The 26,144-nt window shown below is 68.8% G+C and carries 23 protein-coding genes and 1 tRNA gene; 12 read left to right on the top strand and 12 right to left on the bottom strand.

Annotated features, from left to right (window positions below):
- Window positions 1-32 precede the first annotated feature (32 nt).
- Entirely contained in the window at window positions 33-815 is a 783-nt protein-coding gene (locus ACE3P2_RS10445; protein ID WP_374264139.1) for a LytR/AlgR family response regulator transcription factor, read from the bottom strand.
- Entirely contained in the window at window positions 812-1,831 is a 1,020-nt protein-coding gene (locus ACE3P2_RS10440; RefSeq protein ID WP_374264137.1) for a sensor histidine kinase, read from the bottom strand. Before ACE3P2_RS10440 ends, ACE3P2_RS10445 begins: the two co-directional genes overlap by 4 nt.
- Before the next feature lie 84 nt (window positions 1,832-1,915).
- Between ACE3P2_RS10440 and argH the strand changes: the two genes are divergently transcribed.
- The 6 genes from argH (at window position 1,916) to ACE3P2_RS10410 (ending at window position 7,862) form a co-directional block, all read left to right on the top strand.
- Window positions 1,916-3,370: an argininosuccinate lyase gene (argH, locus tag ACE3P2_RS10435; protein WP_374264135.1), complete on the top strand. Its 1,455-nt coding sequence runs from the start codon at window positions 1,916-1,918 to the stop codon at window positions 3,368-3,370.
- A gap of 11 nt (window positions 3,371-3,381) precedes the next feature.
- Window positions 3,382-4,662 carry a protein kinase gene (locus ACE3P2_RS10430; protein WP_374264133.1) on the top strand — a complete coding sequence of 427 codons (1,281 nt, stop codon included), beginning with the start codon at window positions 3,382-3,384 and terminating at the stop codon, window positions 4,660-4,662.
- A 251-nt stretch (window positions 4,663-4,913) separates the two neighbouring features.
- Window positions 4,914-5,486: a hypothetical protein gene (locus tag ACE3P2_RS10425; protein ID WP_374264131.1), complete on the top strand. Its 573-nt coding sequence runs from the start codon at window positions 4,914-4,916 to the stop codon at window positions 5,484-5,486.
- Window positions 5,487-5,504: 18 nt separating this feature from the next.
- Window positions 5,505-5,837, top strand: a complete 333-nt coding sequence (locus ACE3P2_RS10420) for a hypothetical protein (protein ID WP_374264129.1) — start codon at window positions 5,505-5,507, stop codon at window positions 5,835-5,837.
- Entirely contained in the window at window positions 5,824-6,741 is a 918-nt protein-coding gene (locus ACE3P2_RS10415; RefSeq protein ID WP_374264127.1) for an HprK-related kinase A, read from the top strand. Before ACE3P2_RS10420 ends, ACE3P2_RS10415 begins: the two co-directional genes overlap by 14 nt.
- Complete coding sequence (locus ACE3P2_RS10410; RefSeq protein ID WP_374264125.1) at window positions 6,738-7,862, top strand: nucleotidyltransferase family protein; 1,125 nt, start codon at window positions 6,738-6,740, stop codon at window positions 7,860-7,862. The genes ACE3P2_RS10415 and ACE3P2_RS10410 overlap by 4 nt, the downstream gene beginning before the upstream one ends.
- Window positions 7,863-7,887: 25 nt before the next feature.
- Here the strand turns inward: ACE3P2_RS10410 and grxD are convergent, their stop codons facing one another.
- The 5 genes from grxD to ACE3P2_RS10385 all read right to left on the bottom strand — a co-directional run bounded on the left by grxD (window position 7,888) and on the right by ACE3P2_RS10385 (window position 12,172).
- The gene (grxD, locus tag ACE3P2_RS10405) at window positions 7,888-8,196 is read right to left on the bottom strand and encodes a Grx4 family monothiol glutaredoxin (RefSeq protein WP_374264123.1); all 309 of its coding nucleotides are present in this window, start codon (window positions 8,194-8,196) and stop codon (window positions 7,888-7,890) included.
- A 64-nt stretch (window positions 8,197-8,260) separates the two neighbouring features.
- Window positions 8,261-9,100, bottom strand: a complete 840-nt coding sequence (gene prmC, locus ACE3P2_RS10400) for a peptide chain release factor N(5)-glutamine methyltransferase (protein WP_374264121.1) — start codon at window positions 9,098-9,100, stop codon at window positions 8,261-8,263.
- Window positions 9,093-10,178, bottom strand: coding sequence for a peptide chain release factor 1 (gene prfA / locus ACE3P2_RS10395; RefSeq protein ID WP_374264119.1), 1,086 nt, complete (start codon window positions 10,176-10,178; stop codon window positions 9,093-9,095). Before prfA ends, prmC begins: the two co-directional genes overlap by 8 nt.
- A 45-nt stretch (window positions 10,179-10,223) precedes the next feature.
- The gene (hemA, locus tag ACE3P2_RS10390) at window positions 10,224-11,474 is read right to left on the bottom strand and encodes a glutamyl-tRNA reductase (protein ID WP_374264117.1); all 1,251 of its coding nucleotides are present in this window, start codon (window positions 11,472-11,474) and stop codon (window positions 10,224-10,226) included.
- 158 nt (window positions 11,475-11,632) lie between these two features.
- Complete coding sequence (locus tag ACE3P2_RS10385) at window positions 11,633-12,172, bottom strand: hemerythrin domain-containing protein (RefSeq protein WP_374264115.1); 540 nt, start codon at window positions 12,170-12,172, stop codon at window positions 11,633-11,635.
- 520 nt (window positions 12,173-12,692) lie between these two features.
- Between ACE3P2_RS10385 and infA the strand changes: the two genes are divergently transcribed.
- The 3 genes from infA to ACE3P2_RS10370 all read left to right on the top strand — a co-directional run bounded on the left by infA (window position 12,693) and on the right by ACE3P2_RS10370 (window position 14,021).
- Window positions 12,693-12,956: a translation initiation factor IF-1 gene (infA, locus tag ACE3P2_RS10380; RefSeq protein WP_374264113.1), complete on the top strand. Its 264-nt coding sequence runs from the start codon at window positions 12,693-12,695 to the stop codon at window positions 12,954-12,956.
- A gap of 135 nt (window positions 12,957-13,091) precedes the next feature.
- Window positions 13,092-13,649, top strand: coding sequence for an SRPBCC family protein (locus ACE3P2_RS10375; RefSeq protein WP_374264111.1), 558 nt, complete (start codon window positions 13,092-13,094; stop codon window positions 13,647-13,649).
- 297 nt (window positions 13,650-13,946) lie between these two features.
- Window positions 13,947-14,021 (top strand) — tRNA-Thr (locus tag ACE3P2_RS10370).
- A 52-nt stretch (window positions 14,022-14,073) separates the two neighbouring features.
- Here the strand turns inward: ACE3P2_RS10370 and ACE3P2_RS10365 are convergent.
- On the bottom strand, window positions 14,074-14,892 hold the full coding sequence (locus tag ACE3P2_RS10365) for a class I SAM-dependent methyltransferase (protein WP_374264109.1): 819 nt from the start codon (window positions 14,890-14,892) through the stop codon (window positions 14,074-14,076).
- A gap of 127 nt (window positions 14,893-15,019) precedes the next feature.
- Here ACE3P2_RS10365 and ACE3P2_RS10360 point away from each other — a divergent pair, with 127 nt between their 5' ends.
- On the top strand, window positions 15,020-16,855 hold the full coding sequence (locus ACE3P2_RS10360) for a diguanylate cyclase domain-containing protein (RefSeq protein WP_374264107.1): 1,836 nt from the start codon (window positions 15,020-15,022) through the stop codon (window positions 16,853-16,855).
- A gap of 24 nt (window positions 16,856-16,879) precedes the next feature.
- Here the strand turns inward: ACE3P2_RS10360 and ACE3P2_RS10355 are convergent, their stop codons facing one another.
- Entirely contained in the window at window positions 16,880-18,088 is a 1,209-nt protein-coding gene (locus tag ACE3P2_RS10355) for an MFS transporter (protein WP_374264105.1), read from the bottom strand.
- Between the two features lie 150 nt (window positions 18,089-18,238).
- On the opposite strand from ACE3P2_RS10355, the gene ACE3P2_RS10350 reads away from it, so the two are divergent.
- Window positions 18,239-18,682: a hemerythrin domain-containing protein gene (locus ACE3P2_RS10350; RefSeq protein WP_374264103.1), complete on the top strand. Its 444-nt coding sequence runs from the start codon at window positions 18,239-18,241 to the stop codon at window positions 18,680-18,682.
- A gap of 15 nt (window positions 18,683-18,697) precedes the next feature.
- On the opposite strand, the gene ACE3P2_RS10345 is transcribed toward ACE3P2_RS10350, so the two are convergent.
- Window positions 18,698-20,473, bottom strand: a complete 1,776-nt coding sequence (locus tag ACE3P2_RS10345; protein ID WP_374264101.1) for a bacteriohemerythrin — start codon at window positions 20,471-20,473, stop codon at window positions 18,698-18,700.
- A gap of 14 nt (window positions 20,474-20,487) precedes the next feature.
- Window positions 20,488-21,591 carry an ABC transporter substrate-binding protein gene (locus tag ACE3P2_RS10340; RefSeq protein WP_374264099.1) on the bottom strand — a complete coding sequence of 368 codons (1,104 nt, stop codon included), beginning with the start codon at window positions 21,589-21,591 and terminating at the stop codon, window positions 20,488-20,490.
- A gap of 378 nt (window positions 21,592-21,969) precedes the next feature.
- Between ACE3P2_RS10340 and ACE3P2_RS10335 the strand changes: the two genes are divergently transcribed.
- The gene (locus ACE3P2_RS10335) at window positions 21,970-25,527 is read left to right on the top strand and encodes an ATP-binding protein (protein WP_374264097.1); all 3,558 of its coding nucleotides are present in this window, start codon (window positions 21,970-21,972) and stop codon (window positions 25,525-25,527) included.
- A gap of 15 nt (window positions 25,528-25,542) precedes the next feature.
- Here ACE3P2_RS10335 and ACE3P2_RS10330 read toward each other — a convergent pair.
- A partial coding sequence (locus ACE3P2_RS10330; protein ID WP_374264095.1) for an Hpt domain-containing protein occupies window positions 25,543-26,144 on the bottom strand: 602 nt, incomplete at its 5' end.

Raw genomic sequence — 26,144 nt, 5'->3', positions numbered from 1 at the left:
AGTTGGCGGCGGGGCATCGGCACCCGGGAACTTCACACCCCGAGCGCCTCCTTGACCGCCGGCCACTGCCGCCGGCTCACCGGCAACTGCTCGGGAATGCCTTCGAGCAGGATCACCCAATGCGCCTCGCCATCCACGCCGGTGGTGGCGCGCGCCACGCCCTTCACGGCGTCGCGGGCAATCAGGCAGTTGCGGTGGATGCGCAGAAAACGCCCGGAGAACTCCTCCTCCAGTTGCACCAGCGATTCGTCGAGGAGATATTCCCGCGCCACGCTGCGGGCCACCACGTATTTCTGCTCGGCCTTCAGGTAGCGCACGTCGGCCACCGGCACCAGCAGGATGCGCCCGCGCTCGTTGATGCTGAAATGGCTGCGCGTCGCCGGCGCCATCCGACGCAGGATCTCGTCGGCCGGCGGTCGCAGGCGGCGCGCCTTGGCGACGGCCTCGGCGAGCCGCGCGGCGCGCACCGGCTTGAGCAGGTAATCGACCGCCGCCAGCTCGAAGGCGCGCACCGCGTACTCGTCGTAGGCGGTGGTGAAGATCACCGCCGGCGCCCGCTCGAGCCGCCCCAGGTGACGGGCCAGCTCGATGCCGTCCATCGCCGGCATCTGGATGTCGGTGAGGACCAGATCCACCGCTTCGCGCTCGAGCACCGCCAGCGCCTCGACGCCGTTGGCCGCCGTGCCGGCGATCCGGGTGGGCTGGGTATCGGCGATGTCGCCGAGCAGATCGGCGATACGCTCGCGAGCCGGCGCCTCGTCGTCGACGATCAGCACCGACAGCGGCGCGAAGGCGTGTTCGACGGCACCGCTCATCGTTCGCTCCTGAAGGGCAGGCGGATGCGCACCCGGAAGGCGTCCGCATCCTGTTCGGTGTCGAGGGTGGCTTCGAGGTCGTAGAAAAGCATCAGTCGCTCACGAATGTTGTCGAGGGCCATGCGGTTGCCCGTGTGGTGGCTCGCCGCGTCGAGGCGCGGGTTGGCGATGCCGATGAGCACCTCCGGGCCGCGCCGGGCGATGGTAATCGAAACCGTGCCCGGCACCGCCGCCGGCTCGATGCCGTGATAGACGGCGTTCTCGACCAGCGGCTGGAGCAGCAGCGGCGGCACCAGCGCCGCGTCGGCCGCCCCGTCGCGCTGCCAGCTCACCTGCAGGCGCTCGCCCAGGCGCAGGCGCTCGAGGCTCAGGTAGCGTTCGCACAGGACGATCTCGTCGGCCAGCGGAACGAGCTCGCGATTATCCTGCATCAGGGCGCGGAACAGGTCGGCCAGCTCCTCCAGGCCCTCCTCGGCCCGTCGCGGATCGCGGCGCAGCACGCCGAGCACGCCGTTCAGGCTGTTGAACAGGAAATGCGGGCGGATGCGGGCAGTCAGCGCCAAGAGCCGCGCCTCGGCCAGCGCCGGCGCCTGGGCCGCGTTACGCTGGTGGAAGTAGGCCAGCACCGCCAGCGCCACCGTCAACGACCAGATCAGCGCCCGCGGCGCCTCGTCCACCTCCACGGGTGCCAGCAACACCTGGCTCGCCGCCGCCACCGTCAGCACCACGCCGAGCACCACCGCCACGCCGGCGACGTAGGGCAGCCGACGCAGCAACGGCTGCAGCAGGAACAGGGCCGCGACGCCGAGAATCAGGGGAAACTCGACGCGCACCGCCATCTCCATGCCTTCCGCCGGCAATGCCGCGAGCGCGCTGTTGCGCACCAGCAGCGCGGCGAGCGCCAGCGCGTTCACCAGCAGCAGGATACGCAGCACCACGCCGAGGTTGCGGAAGTCGGGCAGGCTCGCCGGATGCCGGCTCCAGCCGGCGGGGCGTGCTTTTTGCTTTATACTCATGAATCGAAATCCGGGCCAAAACCTTGAATCCACGGGATTCTCGCCGCAGATAGCCCCCCTTTATCGCAGAGAGCATTTTTAATTATGGCAGATCAATCCGTACCGCAGGACGGCGCCGCCAAGGCCTGGTCCGGTCGCTTCTCCGAACCCGTCTCCGAGCTCGTCAAGCGTTACACCGCCAGCGTCTTCTTCGACAACCGCATGGCCGCGCAAGATATCCGCGGCTCGATCGCCCACGCCACCATGCTGGCCCGCCAGGGCATCATCGGCGCTCAGGATCTGGCCGACATCGAACGCGGCATGGCCCAGATCGCCGGCGAGATCGAGCGCGGTGAGTTCAACTGGAACCTCGACGACGAGGACGTTCACCTCAACATCGAGAAGCGCCTGACCGCCCTCGTGGGCGACGCCGGCAAGCGCCTGCACACCGGCCGCAGCCGCAACGACCAGGTGGCCACCGACATCCGCCTGTGGCTGCGCGACGCCATCGACACCATCCTCGGCCTGATCCGCGAATTCCAGCTGGCGGTGCTCGACCTCGCCGAACACCACGCCGACACCCCGCTGCCCGGCTTCACCCACCTGCAGGTCGCCCAGCCGGTCACCTTCGGCCACCACCTGATGGCCTACTACGAGATGACCCGCCGCGACGCCGAGCGCTTCGCCGATTGCCGCAAGCGCGTCAATCGCCTGCCGCTGGGCTCCGCCGCGCTGGCCGGCACCACCTACCCGATCGACCGCGAATACGTGGCCGAGCTACTGGGCTTCGAGGAAGTCTGCTTCAACTCGCTCGACGCCGTCTCCGACCGCGACTTCGGCATCGAATTCTGTGCCGCCGTGTCGCTGCTGATGACGCACCTGTCGCGCCTGTCCGAAGAGCTGATCCTGTGGATGAGCCCGCGCGTCGGCTTCATCGACCTCGCCGACCGCTTCTGCACCGGCAGCTCGATCATGCCCCAGAAGAAGAACCCGGACGTGCCCGAGCTCGTGCGCGGCAAGACCGGCCGCGCCAACGGCAACCTGATCGCCCTGCTCACCCTGATGAAGGGCCAGCCGCTGGCCTACAACAAGGACAACCAGGAAGACAAGGAGCCCCTGTTCGACTCCGCCGACACCGCCATCGACACCCTGCGCATCTACGCCGACATGATGGGCAGCCGCATCGAGAACGGCGAGAAGATCTTCAACGTCCGCGTGAAGCGCGACGCGATGCAGGCCGCCCTCACCCAGGGCTACGCCACCGCCACCGATCTGGCCGACTACCTCGTCAAGAAGGGCCTGCCCTTCCGCGACGCCCACGAAGCCGTGGCGCTCGCCGTGCGCGCCGCCGACGCCAAGGGCGTGGATCTCCCGCAGATCCCCCTGACCGAGCTTCAGGCCGCGATGGCCCACGTGCCCGGCGCGGTCGAACGTCTGGCCGACGACGTGTTCCAAGTATTGACGGTCGAAGGTTCGCTGGCATCGCGCAACCACATCGGCGGCACCGCGCCGGTGCAGGTCCGCGCCGCCATCGCCCGCGCCCGGCAGCGTCTCGGCTGAGGAGCTCACCCATGGAAAGGATCGGCAAGTACGAGATCAGGCGGCCGCTGGGCGAAGGCGGCACCAGTGTCGTCTACCTCGGCTTCGATCCTTTCGCCCAGCGCGAGGTGGCCATCAAACGACTGCATCCCGAGATGCTGCGCGTCACCGACCACACCACGCTGTACCACCACATGCTGCTCAACGAGGCCGCCCTCGCAGGCAAGCTGCAGCACCCGCACATCGTCCAGATCCACGACGCGGTGATCGACGAGCGCGACGCCTACGTGGTGATGGAATACGTCCCCGGCGGCACCCTCGAAGCCTTCGCCCGGCCCGGCCACCTGCTGCCGTTCGAGCGCCTGGTCGAGATCATCTTCAAGTGCACCCGGGCGCTCGACTACGCCTACCTGCAGGGCGTCACCCACCGGGACATCAAGCCGGCCAACATCCTGCTCGTCTCGCCCGACGGCCAGGACATCAAGCTCTCCGATTTCGGCGCAGCCATCTTCACCGCCACCGAAACCACCCAGCTCGCCGGCCTCGGCTCGCCGGCCTACATGGCGCCCGAGCAGGTGCGAGAACAGCCGCTCGACCACCGCACCGACATCTACTCCCTCGGCGTGGTGATGTACCAGCTGCTCACCGGCCGCCTGCCCTTCGAAGGCAGCAGCAACGTCAACCTGCTGTACCAGATCGCCCACGAAACCCCGCCGCCGCCGGCCAGCATTCGCCCCGAGATTCCACCGGAACTCGACGCCATCGTGCGCCGCGCCATGCAGCGCGACCCGGCCGCCCGCTACGCCACCTGGCTCGAGTTCTCCCACGACCTCGCCCAGGCCTACCGCAACCGCAGCCTCGCCGCCACCCCCGGCGAACTGCCCGACAGCGAGAAATTCGAGCGCCTGCGCGCCTTTCATTTCTTCCGTGAATTTTCGGACATCGAGATCTGGGAGATCGTCCGCTTCGGCGAATGGCGCCTGATTCCGCCCGGAACGGTGGTCATGAAGGAAGGCGAACCCGGCAACTACTTCTGCTACGTGATCGCCGGAGAGCTGCGCATCGTCAAGAAGGGCCACCTGCTCAACACCCTCAGCCCGGGGGACTGCTTCGGCGAGATGGCGCTGTTCGCCGCCGGGCGCGGGGCGCGCACCGCGTCGGTCGAAACCGTCACCGAGACACGCATCCTCACCATCCGCGCACCCGCGCTGCTGCGCGCGTCGAGCCTGTGCCAGATGCACTTCTACAAGGGCTTTCTCGAAGTCCTCGCCAGCCGGCTGTCGCTCGCCAACAGCCGCATCGCCAGCGTCTGACCTCCGCCCTGCGCCGACACCAATTTTGTCGGCATTTTTTACACATGCTTGCCGATTTTGCCGGCGGTTTTCTCCGTTGGACTTTATTTCCTTTAGAATCAGAATCCTAAAACGAGCCCAAAAATCCGGAACAAAATTTGCTTTGCCTATTTTGACCAAAAAGCGGACCCACGTCACACCGCCGCAAAACGGGCCCGCCTATACTGCACTCAACCGCGCTCCCCCGGAGCGTCAGTTCAACGAGGTTTAGGATGAAGCTGGAACACTCCGAAAAAACCGCCGAGCCGCAACACGTCAGCAGCAGCTCCGCACCCCAGGCAACCCGTCGCAAGCTCATCCAGACCGGCCTCGCCGGCGCCCCCGTGCTGCTGGCGCTCACCAGCGTTCCCGCGCTGGCGGCCGAGTGCAAGCAACCCTCCGGCTTCTCGGCCTCCGGCAACCTGAGCCAGAACGGCACCACGCCCTGCTCGCCGAAGATGAACGGCGTCAAGTTCTGGCAGGACTACGCCGCCGCCAACCCGAATCCGCCCAACGTCATCGACGATCTGGACAACAAGAACTTCGGCGACGTGTTCTCCTCCACCGTCACCGACAGCATCCGCAAGGTTCTCACCGTCAGCGGCTCGCCGCTCCAGAAGAAGATCATCGCTGCCTGGCTCAGCGCCAAGGCCAGCCCTTCGCTGTTCACCGAAGCCACCGCGATCCGCATGTGGAACGAAGGCATCGTCAGCAATCACTTCGTGCCGAACCCCAGCGTGCCGAGCATCGCCTGGACCGCGTCCCAGGTCGAGCAATACCTGGATTACGTGCTGGCCAACCCCTGATTCGCCCCGCTTCGCGTCTTGCTCACGGCCGGCACGTCGTACATCGCCTCTGAAACCCTGTTCGAAGGGCTGGCCGAAGTACTCTGGAAAGAAGTCGATGAAGGATGGGTCCGCTACGATCCATCCGCCGGCGAGACCCTGCTGCTCGCCCCGCTCACCCGCTTCGTGCTCGACCAGCTGACCGTTCCCGGCCGCCGCCTGACCGGGCAGCATCTCGTCCGCGCCATCCTGCACGAAGAACCCGACGCAGCCCCCGAAGACTGCCAGCGCCTCGTCGCGATTGCCCTCGACGCCCTCGTCAAGGCCCACCTGATCCGCGTCGAATCGAGCCCCGCCCTTGAAAATCCGTGACCTCTCCCCGGCCGAATTTCGCGCCCGGCTGACAGGGGACGGCCTGCGGCTGGCGGCTGGCCCGTTCAACTGCCGCCTGCAAAGTGGCATCCCCGAAATCGCCGACGAACTGGCTCAGCTCTACGCGCACCACCGCCTTGTGGACGCTGCCGATTTCACCGATTTCCATGTCGCCGTCCGGCCCGGCCACGGGCTGCGCCGCTGGCTGGCGCCTCAGGCCCGCTTCGTCGTGGACGCGGTCGAGCCCTTCACGCCGCTGCCCCGCAACCAGGCCCTGGCGATGCTGGAATGGGGTCTCAACTGGTGCGTCACCGCCTACAGCCATCACATCCTGGTGGTCCACGCCGCCAGCGTCGCCCGCGGCAGGCACGCCGCGATCCTGCCGGCGCCCCCCGGTTCGGGCAAGAGCACGCTGTGCGCTGCGCTGGTCAACCGCGGCTGGCGCCTGCTGTCGGACGAACTCACCCTGATCCGCCTCGACACCGGCGAGATCATGGGCCTCGCCCGGCCGGTCAACCTCAAGAACGCCAGCATCGACATCATCCGCGCCTACGCCCCTGATGCCTTCCTGACCCGCCCGGTCAAGGACACCACGAAGGGCACCGTGGCGCTGATGGCCCCCACCCGGGCCAGCGTCGACGCCGTCGGCGAATGGGCGCAGCCGCGCTGGATGGTGCTACCCCGCTACCGTGCCGGCAGCGAAGCCGTCCTGACCCCGATGGGCAGCGGCGCCGCCTTCATGCAGCTCGCCGACAACGCGATGAACTACCACGTGCTCGGTCCGCGCGGCTTCGCGGCGGTCGGCGCCACCACCGACCGCTGCGACAATTACAGCTTCGAATACAGCCGGCTCGACGACGCCATCGCCGTGTTCGACCGTCTCGCCACGGAGGCCGGCGCATGAACCTGCTGCTTGGCGCCTACCGCCAGCCCGACTCGATCCGCCAGCTCGGCGCCGCCGACTGGGACCTGCTGGTACGCCAGGCCCGTCACGCCAATCTGCTCGGGCGCCTGTTCCTGCGCCTGCAGGCCGCCGGCCTCGAAGCCGAGATTCCCGAGCGGCCGCGCAACCACCTGCTCTCGGGCGCGGTGATGGCCGGCGAACAACGCCACGCGATCCGCCGCGAAGCACGCTTCCTGCGTGAAGCACTCGCACCCGCCGGCATCCCGGTGATCCTGCTCAAGGGTGCCGCCTACGTGGCCGCCGGGCTACCCGCGGCCCGAGGAAGGCTGTTCTCCGACATCGACATCCTGCTACCCAAGGATCGCCTCGCCGACGCCGAATCGGCGCTGCAGCTCAAGGGCTGGGCGAGCACCGCCACCGACGCCTACGACCAGCGCTACTATCGCCGCTGGATGCACGAACTGCCCGCAATGCGCCACGTCTTCCGCGGCTCGGCGCTCGACGTGCACCACACCATCCTGCCGCCTACCGCCCGTCTCAAGCCCGACGCCCGGCTGCTGATCGACGCCAGCGTGCCGCTGCCCGACCTGCCCGGCGTGCGCACCCTCTCGCTGCCCGACCTGATCCTGCACAGCGCCTCCCACCTGTTCCACGAGGGCGAACCGGACAACCTGCTGCGCGATCTCACCGACCTCGATCTGCTGCTCCGTCACCTGGACCAGGACGACGGCGCCTGGACGCAGCTCCTCGACCGCGCCGAGCGGCTGCAACTCGCCGGCCCGCTGCGTCTCGCACTGCGCTACTGCCGCAGCCTGCTCGACACACCGTTGCCGGAAGCCGTGATCGCCCGCAGCCGCTGCCTGGAGCGCGGCGGCATCGGCCAGCGCGCCCTCGACGGCATCTACGCCCGTGTGCTGCGCCCGCAACATCCGAGCACCGCCGACGCCTTGACCCCGCTCGCCCGCCGCAGCCTCTACATCCGCGCCCACTGGCTGCGGATGCCGCCGCTGCTGCTCGCCTATCACCTGGCCCACAAGGCGATCTTCCCGCCCGAACAGCCGACCCACCCACTATCCACCGAGCAGGTCACGCTGCCTAAAGGCGAAAAAAAAGCGGCCTGAGCCGCTTTTTTGTGTCGAACCGCACTCAGGCGCTCAGCATCTGCTGCAGCTCGCCGGACTGGAACATCTCTCGCATGATGTCGGAGCCGCCGACGAACTCGCCCTTGACGTAAAGCTGCGGGATGGTCGGCCAGTTGGAATATTCCTTGATGCCCTGGCGGATGCCCTCGTCGGCCAGCACGTCCACCGCGAACACTTCGCCCACGCCACAGGCCTGCAGGATCTGCACGGCGGTTGCCGAGAAGCCGCAGCGCGGCATCGACGGGGAACCCTTCATGTAGAGCACCACCGGGTGGGATTTAACCTGTTCGTCAATGATCTTTTGAACGTCCATCGTGATCTCGCAAAAATAGTTGAGCAATTCAGTCGGAAAAGTCTAGGCCCGCCAACGGATCGCGTCAAGGGCGACGGCCGCAGGTGACGCGCTCGATACCCGCCAGATCGCGCTCGGACGCCACCTCACCGAAGCCCGCGCCCCGCAGCAATCCGCGCACCGCCTCGGCCTGGTCGTAGCCATGCTCCAGCATCAGCCACCCGCCGGGCAGCAGGAAAGCCGCCGCCGCCGCGACGATGCGGCGGATGTCGTCCAGCCCGGCCGGCCCCGAGGCCAGCGCGGAGGCGGGCTCGAAGCGGACGTCGCCCTGCGACAGGTGGGGGTCGCCGTCGACGATGTAGGGCGGGTTGCTGACGATGAAATCGAAGCGCTCGCCCGCATCCAGCGCCGCGAACCAGTCGCTCTCGACGCAGCGCACGCTGGCGCCCAGCGCCGCCGCGTTGGCCCGTGCAATCGCCAGCGCGGCCGGCGAGAAATCCACCGCCGTCACGGTCGCCGCCGGCCGCTCCAGCGCCAGCGTCACCGCCAGCGCACCGCTGCCGGTGCCGAGATCGAGGATGGCGGGGGCTGCCCCCGGCACAACCCGGGCCAGCACCAGATCGACGATCAGCTCGGTTTCGGGTCGAGGGATCAGCACCGCCGGGCCAACCTGGAAATCGCGTCCGTAGAACTCCCGCACGCCGAGCAGGTAGGCCACCGGCTCGCCGGCGACGCGGCGGGCGAGCAGGTCGGCGAAGCGGGCAGCCTGCTCGGCGCTGAGCGTACGTTCCGGCCAGGCAGCGATCTGGGCCGCACTGGCGCCGCTCACCTCGCGCAGGAACAGGCGCGCCTCGCTGGCCGGGATGCGGCCTCGGGCGGCGGCGAGGGCTTCGCCGAAGCTGGCCGGCAGCGCGCGGTCAGGCATTCTCGTCGGCGAGCTGGGCCAGCAGCTCGGCCTGGTGTTCGGCGGTGAGCGCGGCGATCACCTCGCCCAGCTCGCCCTGCATCACCGCATCGAGCTTGTACAGGGTGAGGTTGATGCGGTGGTCGGTGAGACGCCCCTGGGGAAAGTTGTAGGTGCGGATGCGCTCGGAGCGGTCGCCGCTGCCCACCAGGCTCTTGCGCGTCGCGGCCTCCTTGGCCTGCTGCGCGCGCACCTGCACGTCCTTGATCCGCGCCGCCAGCACGCGCAGCGCCGAGGCCTTGTTCTGGTGCTGGGAGCGACCGTCCTGGCATTCGGCGACGATGCCGGTGGGCAGGTGGGTGATGCGCACCGCCGAGTCGGTCTTGTTGATGTGCTGGCCGCCGGCGCCGGAGGCGCGGAAGGTGTCGATGCGGAGATCCGCGGGGTTGAGCTCCACGTCGCCCACTTCGTCGGCTTCCGGCATCACCGCCACGGTGCACGCCGAGGTGTGGATGCGCCCCTGGGTCTCGGTGGCCGGCACGCGCTGCACGCGGTGGCCGCCGGATTCGAACTTGAGCTTGCTGTAGGCGCCGTGGCCGGCGATGCGGGCAATCACTTCTTTATAGCCACCCAGCTCCGAATCGCTCGCCGAGATGATCTCGACGCGCCAGCCCTGAGTTTCGGCATAGCGGGTGTACATGCGCAGCAGGTCGCCGGCGAACAGCGCGGCCTCGTCGCCGCCGGTGCCGGCACGAATCTCGAGGAACAGGTTGCGCTCGTCGTTGGGATCCCGGGGCAAGAGTGCGGCCTGCAGCTCGGCGTCGATGCGGGCCTGGACGGCCTGGGCGGCGTCGAGCTCCGCGGCGGCGAGCTCCTTCATCTCGGGATCGGCGAGCAGTTCGCGGGCGGTCGCCTCGTCGTCGAGGGCCTGGCGATAGTCACGGTACAAGGCGACGACCGGACCGATCTCGGCGTGCTCGCGGGTCAGCTTGCGGTAGTTGTCCATGTCGGCCGCGGCCTCGCTGGTGGCGAGCAGACGGTCGAGCTCCTGCAGACGGTCGGCGAGGTTGTCGAGCTTGTCGCGGATGCGCTGTTTCATGGGAAGGCGGCCTGCGGGCGCAGGCGGGGGAGACGCCCGGGCGGGCTAGTGGTTCTTGTCGAGGTTGAAGAGGCGCTGGACCAGTTCGGCACAGTCGCCCGGCGCGCCGTCGGCGTCATTGAGGAAGCGCGTCGGGGCGTGGAGAAACTTGTTGGTAAGGCCATGACTGAGGGCTTCGATCACCTTGTGCGGGTCTTCGCCCTTGGCGAGCAGGCGCAGCGCCCGCTCGACCTCAGCCTGACGCAGGTGGTCGGCGTGTTCCCGGAGGGCGCGGATGGTCGGCACCGTGCCGCGGCTGTCGAGCCAGTGCAGGAAACCGTCGACGCGCTCGTCGATGATGTTCTCGGCTTCGATCACCGCCTGCTGGCGCGATTCCAGCCCGGAATCGACGACCTTGGCCAGATCGTCGACGGTGTAGAGGAAGACGTCGCCCAGCGCCGCCACTTCGGGCTCGATGTCGCGCGGAACGGCCAGGTCGACCATCACCATCGGGCGGTGACGACGGGCCTTGAGCGCCCGCTCGACCATGCCGAGGCCGATGATCGGCAGCGGACTGCCGGTACACGAGACCACGATGTCGTAACCCGCCAGCGCCTCGCCAACCTGATCGAGGCGCAGTACGTCGGCGCCGAAGCGTCCGGCCAGCGACTCGGCGCGGGCCGCGGTGCGGTTGGCGATGCTCACCTTGCGCGGCTGCTCGCCGCAGAAATGGGCGGCGCACAACTCGATCATCTCGCCGGCGCCGACGAACAGCACGCGCTGGTCGCGCACCCGCTCGAAGATGCGCTCGGACAAGTGCACCGCCGCCGCCGCCATCGACACGATGTTGGCGCCGATCGCGGTGGTGGAGCGGACTTCCTTGGCTACCGAGAACGTACGCTGGAAAAGCTTGTGCAGCGTGGTGCCGAGGGTCCCGGCCTGCTCCGCGTGGCGCACCGCATCCTTGACCTGGCCGAGGATCTGCGGCTCGCCGATGACCATCGAGTCGAGCCCGCTGGCAACCCTGAACACGTGACGCACGGCGTCCCGCTGGGGAAAAGTGTAGAGGTAAGGCGACAGATCCTGCAGCGCGACGCGGTGATATTCGGCGAACCAGTCGGCCGCGTAATGGGGCTTCTCCGTCGCGAAGTAGAGCTCGGTGCGATTGCAGGTGGAGATGATCGCGGCCTCCTTGACCGGCTTCGCGCGCACGAGATCACCCAGCGCCTGCACGAGCAGTTCCGGCCGGAAGGCCACCTGCTCGCGGATCGAGACAGGCGCGGTATGATGATTGAGTCCGAGGGCGAAGAGTTGCATGCGCAACACCGGGCGAGGGCGGAATTTTTCAGCCGGCGATTATATCACCCGAGCTTTTCACGCAAAGCGGGCGCTTGCCGGATGGCGCCCCCACGGCACGCCGCTCCCGAAAAACCGGCCCGCGCGAAGGCAGGCCGGCGACGCTATGGCGCCGCGAGTCAGAACGGCGTCTGCTGCAGCGGCGTGTGGCGCATGTGCAGGCGCAGGCCAAGTGCGGCGAGATGCTCGCCCTCGCGACCGAGGATGCCGCGCGCGAGCGGCAGGAAGTGCTGCTCCTCGAACTGGGCATGGGCCTGGTAATGCGTCACCAGCTGACGCATTACCGACACCTCCACCTCAGCCTGCCCGCCGGTGGCCACCGCCTGCAGCTCGGGCTCGAGTTTCGACCAGAGAGATTCGAGATAGCGATGCTCGCGCACCAACCGGTCGACGAGCCCCTGCACGCGCTCGCGCTCCTCGCCCTTGCCGGCGTGGGCGAGCACGGACGGAAAAAGCTCGCGCTCCTCGTCGGTGTGATGCTCGAATAACGCGCTGCGAAAAAAACGCAGCGCCTCGGCTGCCAGCCGGCGCGCGCGCATCGCCGGCTCGAGCAGCGGAGCAAGTTCATCGAGCTGCTCCAGGTGGGACACGATGCCGGCGTGGCACTGGGAGAAATCCTCGATCGGGGCAACGCCGTCGGTGCGGTTCAGATCAATCATGCGGTCTCCTTGGATATCGTTGGTATCGGCGCATACGCTGCGACGCACGGCTTCTGGCAAGCCTTCACAGCGTATGCGAGTCCACGCGGCCCGGATTTGAGCCAGCTCAAACCCGGGCTAGCGCAGTCTTTTCTTGACGCACCGCACCAAAACGAAGAAAATGGCGGATCGCCTGCAGCCTTGCGTTGCCCCCCCCCAAACAGGGGATGTCCGACCGATCCAGCGATCGGTAGGTCAGTTCAACCGCACGCGCCCGGAAAACTAGGTCGACCCTGCGTCGGCCTAATTTTTTTCCGCCGGGGGCACCGCGCAACGGCAGCACACAGCGACGTTCATCTTCGCCTGCGACACTGAGCGCAGACACTGCACGCGCCGGCCCGCCGATATCCGCGCCGACATCCGACTGCCCTGCCCCACCCGGGCCGCGGCGAAATCTGGCCCACCAAGGCGGTGGCGGGCCACGGCCGACATGCTCCGCGCACCACAGGGGCACCCCCCGGCCACCCACAAGGAGCCCGACATGGCCAAGGAAGAACTCATCGAAATGCACGGCAAGGTCACCGAAGTCCTGCCCGACGGACGTTACCGCGTGACCCTCGACAACGAGCACATGCTCATCGCCTACGCAGGCGGCAAGCTCAAGAAGAACCACATCCGCATCATCGCCGGCGACGAGGTGACCCTCGAGATGTCGCCCTACGACCTCTCCAAGGGCCGTATCACGTTCCGCCATCTGCCCGCCCGCAACGGCGCCCCGGCCCCCGCGCCCGCCCGCCGCTACTGAGCCTCGCCGCAGGGCAGCGTGCCCCGCGAGACACGGCGCAAGCACAGCAAGGCCCTTGCCGATGGCGGCGAGGGCCTTTTTGTTTGTACCGCCCCCGTTGAACAAAATCGCGCCGCGACGCCTCTGACGAAAACGATGAACGCCGACCGGACCGGCCCCAAACCGATGCCTCGCCAGCCCTTCGCCCATGCGCTGCGGCGCCTGCCGCGCGTGCTACCCGCCGCCCTCCTCGCCGTGACCTTGACCGCCGCCGCCGGCGCTTTCGACGCTGCCCCGGCGGTGAGCGAGGACGACGTGACCGCCTACAAGAGCGGCAAGCGCTTCGTGGTCGATGCGGTCATGCACGCCCCGGTGCCGCCAGCCCTCGCCTGGGCCGTGCTGACCGATTTCGAGCACATGACCGACTTCGTCCCCAACCTGAGCTTCAGTCGCGTGACCGCCCGGCAGGACACGCTGCTCACCGTGCACCAGAAGGGCACCGGCCGCTACGGCTTCTTTTCGGCGGATTTCGAATCGGTGCGCGAGATTCACCTGGTGCCGCTGCGCGAGATCCGCTCCCGCGGCATCGGCGGCAACATCCGTCAGGTCGAGAGCCTGATGCAACTGGAAGCCGAGGGAACGGGAACCCGCCTGCACTACCACTCCGAAGCCCAGCCGGGCTTCTGGCTCCCCCCCTCATCGGCCCGGCGGTAGCCCGCCACGAGACCGCCGAGCAATTCTCGGCAATGATCCGCGAGATGCAGCGCCGCCAATCCAGTCCGGCCGCCGACGCCCGCTGACCCCCTCCGATTCGCCCCGGCGCCCCCTCGCCTGTGCCGAAACGTGAAATATCGCCGTATTTCTCGCAAAGATGCAGCAGACATCCTTGCGGCCGGCCATTGGTCTTGCTACCATGCGCGCCGCTCCAGACGGGTTGTTGGACATCGGGCCACTTGGCCAGATGCCACGCCACAGACCCGCCGGGCCGCCTTCAGCGGTTCCGACAGCAGTGCTCATGTAGCTCAGTGGCAGAGCACTCCCTTGGTAAGGGAGAGGTCGGCAGTTCAATCCTGCCCATGAGCACCAGCTTTCCTCCCCCTCTCCTCAGCATCACGCACACACCGTCCTGACGCCTTCGTCAATCCGGTCGCCCCACCTTGACGAACTTCAGGGTGAATTTGTCGCTTTCCCCGATCGCCAGATATTTGTCGCGCTCGACGTCCTTGAGGCGCAGGCTCGGCGGCAGGGTCCACACACCGGCCGGGTGATCCTTCGTATCGCGGGGATTCGCCGCCATGTCGCCCCGCGCCACGAGGCGGAAGCCGGCCCGCTCGATCAGCGCCACCACTTCGTCCTCGCGCAGGTAACCCGCCTTGAGCTGGACGGCCTGCGGGATGTCGTCGCGTCCGCGATGATCCACCACCCCGAGCACACCTCCCGGCTTGAGCGCCCGCTGGAACTCCCGCAGCACGTCGCCGACGTTGCCATCGACGATCCAGTTGTGCAGGTTCGAGAAGGTCAGCACCACATCCACCGAATCGTCCGGCACCGTCTCGCCCAGCCCTGGGCTGTGCGCCAGCCGGACTGCACCGAAACGCGCGGGATCGGCGGCCATCCGCGCCGCCACCGCGGCCTGCTCGGCCCGCGCGGCCGCCGGATTAGGGGCGCCAGCATGTAGGGCCGCGACATAGCCACCCCGCTCGCGCAGATAGGGCGCGAGGATTTCGAACCACCACAAGCCCACGCTGGGCCAGATTTCGACCACCGTCTGGTCGGGTCGCAGCCCGAAGAAGGCCAGCGTCGCCGCCGGCTGCCGGGCCCCGTCGCGGGCACGATTGGCCTCGCTGCGCTGGGGACCGTCGATCCACGGCGCGAGGGTGGGGTCGGGCGCCGCCACGGCCTGGGCGGCGACGAGGAGCGCCGAAATCGTTGCGAGAAAACACCGGGGGAGTCGCATTCCGTATCGCCTTCGCTCGAAGCGGGACCTCGATTATCCACCCCGCGGCCAACTTGAGGCACACTGCCGCACTGGCAGGCATCGGCCGCAAGAGGCGCGGTGTGCCACGCGAGGATGCGGCGCCCCCATGATTTCCCGGCTTTTCCCGAAACTGTCCACCCAGCCGCTGCAACTCATCCGCCTGGGCATCGCCGGCGCCACCCTGCTGGCCCTGGGTATCGCCTGGTACGACCTGCTCCAGTCGGTCGAGCAGAACGAATACGACACCCGCGCGCGGGTCCGCGCCCAGGCCCTGCTGCAGTCCCGGGTCGCCGCCGAAACCGTGCAGGCGACACTCGATCGCTTCGACTTCGTACTGCGCACCGCCCGCGCCTCGGCCGGCGACCGGCTCGCCATCGAGACGCTGCGCGAGCAGGTGCTGGCCGCCGCGATGCCGTCGGACCTCATCCTGCAGCTGTTCCGCATCGACGCCGCCGGCTACCTGAGCTATTCGTCCCTCGGCGAGGCGCCGCGCAACTTCCTCGGCGACCGGGCCTACTTCACCCGGCTGGCCAGCGACGCCGGCGATTCGCTGGTGATCAGCCCCCCGGTGCTGGGCCGGCTGACCGGCAAGTGGAGCCTGCAGATCGCCCGCGCGGTACGCCGCAACGGGCAATTCGACGGCGTGGTGTCGCTGGCGGTGTCGCCCGACGCCTGGACGGCCCAGCTGGCCCGTTTCGAATCCGCCCCCCACGACACCCTGACCCTCGTGGACGCCACCGGCCATGTGCTGCTGCGCACCCTCGACCCCGGCGCCCACTACGGCAAGCAGGCGCCCCAGCAACGCGAGTACATCACCCGCCCCGATCTGCGCGAAGGCGACTACGTGGCCCACGCCACTGTGGACGGCATCCTGCGGCAGTACGGCTGGACGCGCCTGCCGTCGGGGCTGGTGATGATGTCCGGCATCGCCCTCGACGACGCCCTGGCACCGATGCGCGCCCAGAACGCCTGGGCGCTCGAGCGCGGCGCGATGTTCAGCCTGCTCTTCATGCTGGTGATCGGTGCGCTGCTGGTGGCGCTGCGCCGCTACGAACGGGTCGTCCACGACCTGGCCAGCCACGAAGCGCACCTGCGCGGCGTGCTCGACAACATGGCCGAGGGCATCATGATCATCGACACCGAAAACCGCATCGTCGACATCAATCCGGCCTTCAGCGCGATCACCGGCTTCGGCATCGACGAACTGCGCGGCCAGCACATCTCGACCCTGCCCGCCGGCCGCGCCGGCGGCTGCAGTCTGGCCGAACTCCTCGGCCCCGCCGAACTGCACCACCAGCGCGGCGACTTCGACGGCCGCCGCCGCGACGGCGAGGCCTACACCGGCCACGCGATGATTTCCGCCGTGCTCGACGCCGAAAACCACGTCACCCACCGGGTCGCGCTGATCTCCGACGTCACCGAACTGCGCCGGCGCGACGGCGAGATCTGGCAGCGGGCCAACTTCGACCGGCTCACCGGGCTGCCCAACCGCTCGCTGATCAACGACCGCCTCGAGAGCATGGTCCATCACGCCAAGCGCCAGCACGCCGAGGTCGTCGTGCTGTTCATCGACCTCGACCGTTTCAAGCCGGTGAACGACAGCTTCGGCCACGACATCGGCGACCTGCTCCTGCAGCAGGTCGCCAAGCGGCTGCAGCGCCTGTTCCGCGACGAGGACACGGTGGCCCGGCTGGGCGGCGACGAGTTCGTGGTGGCGATGCCCGCCCAGGCCGGCAGCACCGCCGTCGGCCCCACCGCCGCGAAGGTCGTCGATGCGCTGTCGCAGCCCTTCGAAGTCGAAGGCCACACCCTGCGCATCGCCTGCAGCGTCGGGGTGGCGCGCTTCCCGGCCGACGGCGAGAACGCCGAACGCCTGCTCAGCGCCGCCGATCACGCCATGTATCGCGCCAAGAACACCGGCCGGGCGCGCTGGAGCGCCTGAGCCCGTCCGCGCGTCCGCGTCGCGTCAGCCCATCGCGCCGCGCCTCGACCACCCCACCAGCCCGACCAGGGCCAGCGCCGCGAAGGCCGCCCCTGCCAGGAAGGTCGCCCGGGACCCGAAGGCGTCCCACAGCCCGCCGGCCAGCACGCTGGCCAGCAGCAAGGCCACGCCCCCCGCCAGATTGAACACGCCGAAGGCGGTGCCGCGCAGGTTGTCCGGCGCCACATCGGCCACCAGCGTCGCCAGCAGGCCCTGGGTCATGCCCATGTGCAGCCCCCACAGCGCCACGCCGAGGGCCAGCCCGACCAGTCCGGGCAACAGCGCCAACGCCAGATCGGCCGCCACCAGCATCGCGAAACCGAGCGCCAGCAGGGTGCCGCGGCGCATCCGATCGGCCAGCACGCCGATCGGGTAGGACGACAGCGAATAGACCACGTTCATCACCACCAGCACCGCCGGAATCCACATCGTCGCGACGCCCAGCTCCTGTGCCCGAAGCACCAGGAAGGCCTCGCTGAAGCGCGCCACCGTGAACACCGCGGCGATGCCCACCACCCACCAGTAGGCCGCCGGCAGTCGCCCCAGTTCGGCTCGCGACAAGGGCGCGCGCGGCGCCTCGAGACCGGGCCGGGGCGCATCGCGCACCGCCAGCGCGATCAGCGCAAACGCCCCGCAGGCCGGCACCACCGCCACCCAGAACACCAGCCGGATGTCGCCGCCCGACGCCGCCATCAGCCCGATCGCCAGCAAGGGCCCGAGGAAGGCGCCCGCGGTATCGAGGGACTGGCGCAGCCCGAAGGCTGCCCCGCGCAGGCCCGGCGGCGCCAGATCGGCGATCAGCGCGTCCCGCGGGGCGCCGCGGATGCCCTTGCCGATCCGGTCCACAAAACGTGCGGCCACCACCCAGCCCACCGAATCGGCCAGCGGGAACACCGGCTTGGTGCACGCCGCCAGGCCGTAGCCGATGGCGGCCAGCAGCTTGCGCCGCCCCAGCCAGTCCGACAACGCGCCGGAAAAAACCTTGGTGATCGCCGCGGTGGCCTCCGCCACACCTTCGATGAAGCCCACCGCCAAGGTCGATGCGCCGAGGGCGCCGACCAGATAAACCGGCAACAAGGCGTGGATCATCTCGGACGAGATGTCCATCAGCATCGACACCAGACCCAGCGCCCAGATGCCGGGCGGCAGACGGGTCGGGACGGCGGGAGCGGAATCCGTGGCGCGCGCTTTCATCGTGCGAAGTCTCGTCTCATTGTTGTCTGATCGAAATCAATACCGGGGATTGCTCACTAACCACAAACAATCCCGGCGGAGCGGCGGGTTATCCTTGATTCCGTGATCCCGCAGCGGATCGAAGAATGACATGCCAGGAGTAGACAGAACATGACCGATCAACAGGGCCTGCAGTGGACCGACGCGTTCCTGCTCGGTTTCGACGCGATGGACGACACCCACCGGGAGTTCGTCGACATCGTCGACCGCCTGCTGACCTGCGCCGACGCCGACTTGGCCGGTGCGATGCACGACTTCATCATCCACGCCGAAGCCCATTTCGGACAGGAAAAGGACTGGATGGAAGCGACCGACTTCCCCCCGCGGGACTGTCACGTCGACGATCACAACGCGGTGATGGAATCGGCCTATCAGGTCGAACAGCTGGTGAAGGACGGCGAACTGGCGGTGGGCCGGGAGTTTGCCACCGCGCTCGCCAACTGGTTCCCGAGCCACGCCGACTACCTGGATTCGGCTCTCGCCCAGTGGCTGGCCAAGAAGAAGCTCGGCGGCGTGCCGGTGGTGCTGCGCCGCAACCTGCCCATCGACCGCTGAGGCCGGCGCGCCCCTTCAGCCCCGCGGCGGCGCCAGCCAGCGCAGCAGCGCGCCGAACAGCACGTCCGGGTCCACGGGCTTGACGACAAAATCGTTCATGCCGGCGGCGAGGCACATCTCCCGGTCCTCCGAAAACGCGTTGGCGGTCATCGCCACAATCGGCACGTCGCGCCCCCAGGCCGCCGCGCGGATGCGCCGGGTCGCCTCCAGCCCATCCATGCGCGGCATCTGCATGTCCATCAGGATCAGCGCGTAATCGCCGGCCCCCGCCATCGCCACGGCCTCGACGCCGTCCTCGGCGCACTCGACGGCCAGCCCGGCATCGGCGAGCAGGTCGACGGCGATCTCGCGGTTGATCTCGTTATCCTCGACCAGCAGGATGCGACGGCCGGCGAAATCGCGGCGCAGCCGCAGCTCCGCCGACTCCACATCGACCGGCGCGGACGGCCCGACCTGCGCCGCCCCCTTGCGCAGACGGGCGGTAAACCAGAACGTGCTGCCGGCCCCGGGCGTGCTCCGGGCACCGGTCTCGCCGCCCATCAGGCGCGCCAGCCGACGGGTGATGACCAGCCCGAGACCGGAACCGCCATATTCGCGGGATGTCGTCGCCTCGGCCTGTTCGAAGCGGGCAAACAGCCGGGCCAGCGCCTCCGGCGCAATCCCGATGCCGGTATCGGTCACCTCGATGCGCAGCAACACGCTGCCGGCGTCCTCTTCCACCGCCCGGACGCACAGCGCGATGCTGCCGGCGTCGGTGAACTTGACCGCGTTGGTGGCGTAGTTGAGCAGCGCCTGCTTGAGCCGGGTCGGATCGCCAAGCAGCGCCACCGGCGGCAGTTCGACGCGCACCGTCATGGCGAGGCCTTTTTCGCGGACCCGCTCGGAGAGCATCGAGGCGACGCCCTCGGCGATGCCGGCGATATCCACCGGCAGTTCCTCGAGGCTGAGCTTGCCGGCCTCGATCTTCGACAGATCGAGGATGTCGTTGATCACCGCCAGCAGATGCCCGGAGGCATCCTGCAGGCGGCCCAGGTGCTCGGCCTGGCGCGGCGACACGCCGTCGCGGCGCATCAGCTGCACGACGCCGGCAATGGTGTTCATCGGGGTGCGGATCTCGTGGCTCATGCTGGCCAGGAAATCGGACTTGGCGCGGTTGGCCGCCTCGGCCTCCTCCTTGGCCTGGGCGAGCGCCGCGTGGGCGAGCTGAAGCGCCTTCTCGGCGCGCCGGCGCGCGTGGATCTCGCGGGTCAGCTGGACGGTGCGGCTGGCCAGCTTGTCGTACATCCCCATCACCGTCTCGATCAGCGCCCGGGCCGCCCCGGACATCCGCGCGTCGGCGATGCGCTTGGCCGACGCCACGTCGGCGCCCTCGCGCAGCGCCAGCACCGCCAGCGCCATGCGGCGGTCGGACTCGATGATGTGCAGCGCCAGCCAGTGGGTCAGGAAGCCCACCACATCGGTGAGCACGTCCTCGTAGGGCCGGGAATCCGCCTCGGCCTGGAGTTTTCCGACGGCGTCGACGAAGCGCTGGTGAGACTCGGAGTGCCCGGTCTCCCAGGGGTCGCCCTGGAAGGCCTCGCGCCAGATCGCCTCCTCGGACTCGAAGTGCTCGAGCGCGTAACGCGCCAGGGCGTCGAAGACCGACTTGAGCGTCGGCGCGTCCGCCTGACGGGTCAGGTGGCCGACCAGCTGGTTGAGCAGTTCGACGAGGCGTCGATGCTGGACGTCGATCTCCGCAATGCCGGTTTCAAAGTTGGCGTTCCAGGGAAAAATCTCGATGGTGTCGATCATGGCGCAGCAAGACGTCATTTGAGGAGCACGAAGCGCCCGTCGCGGATTTCCGTGAAGAACACCTTGCGTTGGGTGTCGCCGTTGGCGTCGAAGACGATCTGCTGCTGCAGGCCCTGGTAGGGCCCGTGGCGCAGCACCGCCATCTTGACCGACTCGCCGGCGGTACGTCGGGCGAGCGCGTCGAACAGCACCGTCGCCGCGTCGTAGGCCGATACCGAACTGTAGCCGGGGTTCTTCTGGAAGCGTTTGAAATAAGCCTCGCGAAACTCGCGATAGCGCGGCGAATCGTCCTCCCGGTTGTAGTTCTGGACGATCACCAGGCCATCGACCACCTTGCCACCCAATTCGATGAGTTGTTCGCTGGCCGCCCACTCGGACGCACCGATCGGCAGCCCCGGCGCCTGTCGGCGCGACTGCTGGGCAAGGCGCGCCACGTCGATGCCGCCGGAGATGAAGAACAGCCCGTCCGGCTGACCTTTGAGCATCGCCGCCACCACCGCGCCGAAGTCGACGTCGGGGCGCGATTCGTAGGCCACTTCAGCCGCCAGCGTGCCGCCGAGGGCCGCGAAAGCCTTGCGGAACTCGCCCAGCCACGACTCGGAGAACGAGCGGTTGCGCACGTCGTAGGCCACCGCGATGCGGCGCTGACCGCGGCCGAACAGCACGCGGGCGTAATCCTCGGCGTTGTCGCGGGTGCTGCGGTTGATACGAATGAGGTTGTCGTCCTTGCCGTGGAAATCCATCGACGTGAGGGTCGGACTGATCGCCAGGGTGTTGCGCCTCGCCAGGACCGGCACGACGGCCGCCGCCATGCCGCTGGTGAAGGGACCGATCACCGCCTCGACCTTCTCGGCGGCCAGCTCGGCGGCGGACTTGGCGGCGATCTCCGCGTCCTGCGCATCGTCGCGGGACACCAGCTCGATCTTGTGCCCCCCGATGCCGCCGGCGCGGTTGGCCTGCTCGACGGCGAGCAACACCCCGTTGTGGCCCGCCTGGCCGACGTCCGAGTTGCGATCCGAAAGGCCGCCGATGAACCCGATACGCAGCGGCGCCTCGGGTCCGCAGCCCAGCAAAATCAGGCTGCTCGCGAGCACCACCCCCCACCTCATGCGCGACATGACTCTCCCCTCAAGGCTCCGCCCGGCCCCGGATCATACTGCCGTCATTCGCGCGGCAACAGGGGGCGTCGGGCGGGCGCGCGCAATCGACGCACGCCCTTCACAAACCACGGCCGGGACGGCACAGACTTTACCCGCGCGTGCCCGGACGGCAGCCGCGGGCGGGCTCCGGCGCAGGTTGCGTTTTTTCATGCTGTAACGAAAATAACAAAATTGTAGAATTTGACGAATCAGCCCCCTAACCCACTCAAGTCCCACGCGCGCGCGCCGTCTACCTCTCGCCAAGGCGGCGTGCATCTGGCAGCCTTGTCCTGCCACGGGCCGCCTCGCGCGCGGCCCAGCCCACAACCGGCCCGGGAAAATCGCTCGAACGACACCATGCTCTCCCGTTTCCTGTCCGCTCATCGTCCGCTCCGCTGGCGCGGGTCGCTGCGTCTGCGGCTGCTGGCGCTGGGCCTGGCACCGCTGCTGGTGGTCTTCCCGCTGATCCTCGGCACCCTGATCCTGCTCGGCGGCGCGCGCTTCGACGACCTCCTGATCGCCAACGCCCGGAGCAATCTGGCCAGCGCGCACAACTACATGGAGCAGATGCGCAGCCAGACGCTCCAGCACGTCGAGGAGATCGTCCGCGTCGAGCGGATCGCCCAGCTGCTGAGCGCCAACCACGACGACGTGGCACGCCAGCCCATTCCCGCCCTCGACCAGCTGCTCGCCGCGCGGGCCGAGGCGGCGCGACTGGACTACCTCATCATCGCCACCCAGGGCGGGCAGGTGATCGCCTCCAGCACCGGCATCGCGCCGGGCAGCCCGCTGCCGTCCAACTTCGACTACCGACAGGCCAGCACCGGCATCTCGTCGGCCAACTACACCCGCTTCAGCGCCGAGGAGCTCGCCGCGCTGTCGCCCGATCTGCCGGCGCGGGCGCGCATCGACATCAGCAGCGCCGACGGCATCACCACCGAAACGCGCGGCCTCACCATCGACGCGGCGGCTCACCTTCCGCTGACCAACACCCACCCGGACGCAATCCTGGTCGGCGGCGTGCTGATCAACAACAACCTGCCGATGATCGAGCGCATCCGCGACGTGGTCTTTCCGGTGGATTCACGGGTCGGCGAGAGCGGCGGCGTCACCTCGATCTTCCTCGACGATCTGCGCGTGACCACCACCGTGACCCTCGCCAACGGGCAGCGCGCCATCGCCACCCGCGGGGTGCCCGAAGCCAGCGCCCAGGTGCTCGGGCAGGGCTTGCCGTGGGCCGGTCGCGCCCAGATCTTCGACAACGCCTGCGTCGTGGGCTACACGCCGCTCACCGACGGCAACGGGCAGCGCATCGGGATGCTCGGCATCAGCTTCCCGGAAGCCCGGTTCATCCGCGAGAAGTGGCTCCTCACCGGCAGCGTCGCGGCCCTGCTGGCGCTGGCGATGCTGGTCCTGTCGCTGTCCTACCTGCGCGGCTCGCAGGACATCACCCGGCGCCTGGCCCGCATCTCCGACACCATGACGGCGGTCCACCAGGGCGACGAGCGCGCCCGCGTGCCCCTCGACGACGAGTTCGACGAAATCGCCCAGCTCGCCACCCACTTCAACCGCCTCCTCGACACCCTCGGCGCCCAGCGCGTGGCCCAGCAACAGGCGCAGCAGGCCACCGCCGAGGAAGCCTCGCGGCGGCGCACGCTGTTCGAGATGGATCGCGACGGCATCGTGATCCTCAACGAGGACGGCGGCGTCTTCGAGGCCAACCCCCAGTTCTGCGAGTTGATCGGCTACACCCCGGAGGAAGTCGCGCGCCTGCACGTGTGGGACTGGGAGGGCCGCTTCAAGCAGCCCGAACTGCAGCAGATGGTGCGCAGCATCCGCCCCCTCGGCGAGAGCTTCGAAACCCTCCACAAGCGCAAGGACGGCAGCACCTACACCGCCGACATCAAGTCGAGCCGCGTCGAATGGGGCGGCCGGACCTACGTGATGTGCGTCGTGCGCGACATCACCGAACGCAAGCAGCTCGACAGCGAACTCGAGGCCCACCGCCACCACCTGACCGACCTGGTCGAGCAGCGCACCCGCGAACTGGCCGCCGCCCGCGACGAGGCCGAAAGCGCCAACCGCGCCAAGAGCGCCTTCCTGGCCAACATGAGCCACGAGATCCGCACCCCGATGAACGCGATCATCGGCCTGTCGCACCTGCTCCAGCGCGAGATCGAGGAGCCCCAGCAGCTCGACCGGGTCACCAAGATCGGCGCCGCCGCCCAGCACCTGCTGCGCATCATCAACGACATCCTCGACCTGTCGAAGATCGAAGCCGACAAGATCACCATCGAATCCATCGACTTCCCGCTCCGCCCGACCCTCGACAAGGCCGCCAGCCTGGTGCGCGAGAGCGCCCGCCAGAAGGGCCTCGCGCTGGTAGTGGTGGTCGATGCGGCGCTGCCGCCGGTGCTGCGCGGCGACCCGGTGCGGATCGAGCAGATCCTGGTCAACTTCCTGTCCAACGCGATCAAGTTCTCGCCCCACGGCGCGATTACCCTGCGCGCCCGCCATCAGCCGGGCGCCGTCGCGCCGCGCATCGGCCTGCGCCTGGAAGTCGAAGACCGCGGCATCGGTCTCAATGCCGCCCAGCAGGCCTCGATCTTCAAACCCTTCGAACAGGCCGACAACTCCACCACCCGCAAGTACGGCGGCACCGGCCTGGGGCTGGCGATCAGCAAGCGCCTCGCCGAGCTGATGGGCGGCGAGATCGGCGTGGCCAGCACCCCCGAGGCGGGCAGCACCTTCTGGATCGCGCTGCAGCTCGACATCGGCCACCCCGGCGCGCTCGGCGAAACCACCCCGGGCGGCCCGGTCCCGCTCCCCGCCCCGGCCGACGCGGCCAGCCGCCTGCGGGACGTGGGTGCCGGCCGTCGCGTACTGCTCGCCGAGGACAACCCCCTCAACCAGGAAATCGCCTGCGAGCTGCTGAAGGACGCCGGCCTCGCCGTCGAGCTGGCCGCCAACGGCCTCGAAGCGGTGGACAAAATCCGCCACGGCGGCCACTTCGACCTGATCCTGATGGACCTCAGCATGCCGGTGATGGGCGGCCTCGAAGCCAGCGCGGCGATCCGCGCCCTGCCCGGCGGTAGCCAGGTGCCCATCCTCGCGATGACCGCCAACGCCTTCGACGAGGACCGCAACCGCTGCCTCGCCGTCGGCATGAACGACCACGTTGCCAAGCCCGTCGACCCGGACGTGCTCTACCAGGCGCTGCTGCGCTGGCTGCCCACCACCCCGCCAGCCGCACCGCCCAGCCCGACGCCGGCCGTGGTCGCCCCCACGGCGCCTGCGCCGGCCCCCGCCAGTCTGGCGGACATCGAAGGTCTCGACCTCCAGGCCGGGCTGCGTGCCACCCACGGCCACGAGGACCGCTACCGCCGCATCCTCGGCATCTTCACCCGCAGCCACCGGGACGAAATCGCCAAGCTGCGCCAGTGGCTCGCCGACGGTCGGCACAGCGACGCCGAACGCGCCGCCCATACCCTCAAGGGCAGCGCCGGCTCGGTGGGCGCCACCGAGGTGAGCCGCTGCGCCGCCGAGCTCGAGCTGGCGCTGCGCCAGCACGCCGCCGCCGAACAGGTCGAGGCTCTCATCGCGCGGCTCGACGTCCGGCTCACGGGCCTGATCCCGGCCATCGACGCCGCCCTGGGTACCCCGCCGGCCGCCAAGCCGCCCCGCCCCGCCGGCGATCGAGCCAGCATCCGCCGCTTTGCCGACGACCTGGCCAAGCTGCTGGCCGAGGACGACATGCAGAGCAGCAGCCTGTGGCGCACCAACGGCAACCTGCTCGACGCCCTGCAACCCGACGCGGCACGGGAGATCGGCGCGGCCATCGACAACTTCGAGTTCGAAGCCGCCCACCAGCTGCTCACCGACCTGATCGAGCGCTACCTGGCGAAAGACGCCTGAGCCCGCCCGCCGGGGCTACAGCGGCATGTCGAGGCTGGCCGCCGCCTCCCTGAGGCTTGCCAGGGCCGCGGCCAGATCGAAGCTGCGCACCGCCTCCTCGATCACCGGGAAGCGGTGGCCGAGCCCGGCGCGCAGCAACGCCTCGTTGGCTTCCAGCGTGTGGCAACTGGCGAAATCGTCGGCCGCCAGCTCACCGGCCAGCCGGGCGCACACCGCCTGCAGTGCCTGTGGATCGACCTCGACCCGCACTGGTGCGGGCCGCTCGCCGGGCAGGCGCGCCGCCAGCGCGTCGAGCAGCGCGCCCAGCCGCAGCACCAGCGCATCGAGGGGCGACGCCAGCGCCTCGGCCGCGTCACCGCGGCGCAGAGCCGCCTCGAAGGCTTCCGCCTGGGCGCTCAACGGTCGGGCCCCGATCTGGGCCGAGACGCCCTTCAAGGTATGGGCCAGCCGCTCCGCCGATACCCGGTCGGACTCGGCCAGTGCGGCCTTCAGGTGGGCGCCGAAATCCCGCTGTCCGGCCACGAACTTGCCCAGCAGCGTGAGATACAGCGCCTCCCGGCCGAGGGCGTTGCGCACGCCGGCCGCCACGTCCAGCCCCTCGATGTCGCGCAGGGTGG

This window comes from Zoogloea sp. (genome assembly GCF_041911615.1).
Taxonomy (GTDB): domain Bacteria; phylum Pseudomonadota; class Gammaproteobacteria; order Burkholderiales; family Rhodocyclaceae; genus Zoogloea.
Note: the sequence above shows the minus strand (reverse complement) of the source record. Positions and strands in the feature narration are given on the sequence as shown.

What these genes read in the sequence shown, in the direction of transcription:
- hemA (WP_374264117.1), bottom strand. Translation starts at nt 11,474, where the DNA reads ATGCAACTCTTCGCCCTCGGACTCAATCATCATACCGCGCCTGTCTCG.
- ACE3P2_RS10360 (WP_374264107.1), top strand. Translation starts at nt 15,020, where the DNA reads ATGATTTCCCGGCTTTTCCCGAAACTGTCCACCCAGCCGCTGCAACTC.
- infA (WP_374264113.1), top strand. Translation starts at nt 12,693, where the DNA reads ATGGCCAAGGAAGAACTCATCGAAATGCACGGCAAGGTCACCGAAGTC.
- ACE3P2_RS10335 (WP_374264097.1), top strand. Translation starts at nt 21,970, where the DNA reads ATGCTCTCCCGTTTCCTGTCCGCTCATCGTCCGCTCCGCTGGCGCGGG.
- ACE3P2_RS10355 (WP_374264105.1), bottom strand. Translation starts at nt 18,088, where the DNA reads ATGAAAGCGCGCGCCACGGATTCCGCTCCCGCCGTCCCGACCCGTCTG.
- prmC (WP_374264121.1), bottom strand. Translation starts at nt 9,100, where the DNA reads ATGCCTGACCGCGCGCTGCCGGCCAGCTTCGGCGAAGCCCTCGCCGCC.
- ACE3P2_RS10440 (WP_374264137.1), bottom strand. Translation starts at nt 1,831, where the DNA reads ATGAGTATAAAGCAAAAAGCACGCCCCGCCGGCTGGAGCCGGCATCCG.
- ACE3P2_RS10365 (WP_374264109.1), bottom strand. Translation starts at nt 14,892, where the DNA reads ATGCGACTCCCCCGGTGTTTTCTCGCAACGATTTCGGCGCTCCTCGTC.
- ACE3P2_RS10445 (WP_374264139.1), bottom strand. Translation starts at nt 815, where the DNA reads ATGAGCGGTGCCGTCGAACACGCCTTCGCGCCGCTGTCGGTGCTGATC.
- ACE3P2_RS10340 (WP_374264099.1), bottom strand. Translation starts at nt 21,591, where the DNA reads ATGTCGCGCATGAGGTGGGGGGTGGTGCTCGCGAGCAGCCTGATTTTG.
- ACE3P2_RS10410 (WP_374264125.1), top strand. Translation starts at nt 6,738, where the DNA reads ATGAACCTGCTGCTTGGCGCCTACCGCCAGCCCGACTCGATCCGCCAG.
- ACE3P2_RS10350 (WP_374264103.1), top strand. Translation starts at nt 18,239, where the DNA reads ATGACCGATCAACAGGGCCTGCAGTGGACCGACGCGTTCCTGCTCGGT.
- ACE3P2_RS10345 (WP_374264101.1), bottom strand. Translation starts at nt 20,473, where the DNA reads ATGATCGACACCATCGAGATTTTTCCCTGGAACGCCAACTTTGAAACC.
- ACE3P2_RS10385 (WP_374264115.1), bottom strand. Translation starts at nt 12,172, where the DNA reads ATGATTGATCTGAACCGCACCGACGGCGTTGCCCCGATCGAGGATTTC.
- ACE3P2_RS10430 (WP_374264133.1), top strand. Translation starts at nt 3,382, where the DNA reads ATGGAAAGGATCGGCAAGTACGAGATCAGGCGGCCGCTGGGCGAAGGC.
- ACE3P2_RS10425 (WP_374264131.1), top strand. Translation starts at nt 4,914, where the DNA reads ATGAAGCTGGAACACTCCGAAAAAACCGCCGAGCCGCAACACGTCAGC.
- grxD (WP_374264123.1), bottom strand. Translation starts at nt 8,196, where the DNA reads ATGGACGTTCAAAAGATCATTGACGAACAGGTTAAATCCCACCCGGTG.
- argH (WP_374264135.1), top strand. Translation starts at nt 1,916, where the DNA reads ATGGCAGATCAATCCGTACCGCAGGACGGCGCCGCCAAGGCCTGGTCC.
- ACE3P2_RS10375 (WP_374264111.1), top strand. Translation starts at nt 13,092, where the DNA reads ATGAACGCCGACCGGACCGGCCCCAAACCGATGCCTCGCCAGCCCTTC.
- prfA (WP_374264119.1), bottom strand. Translation starts at nt 10,178, where the DNA reads ATGAAACAGCGCATCCGCGACAAGCTCGACAACCTCGCCGACCGTCTG.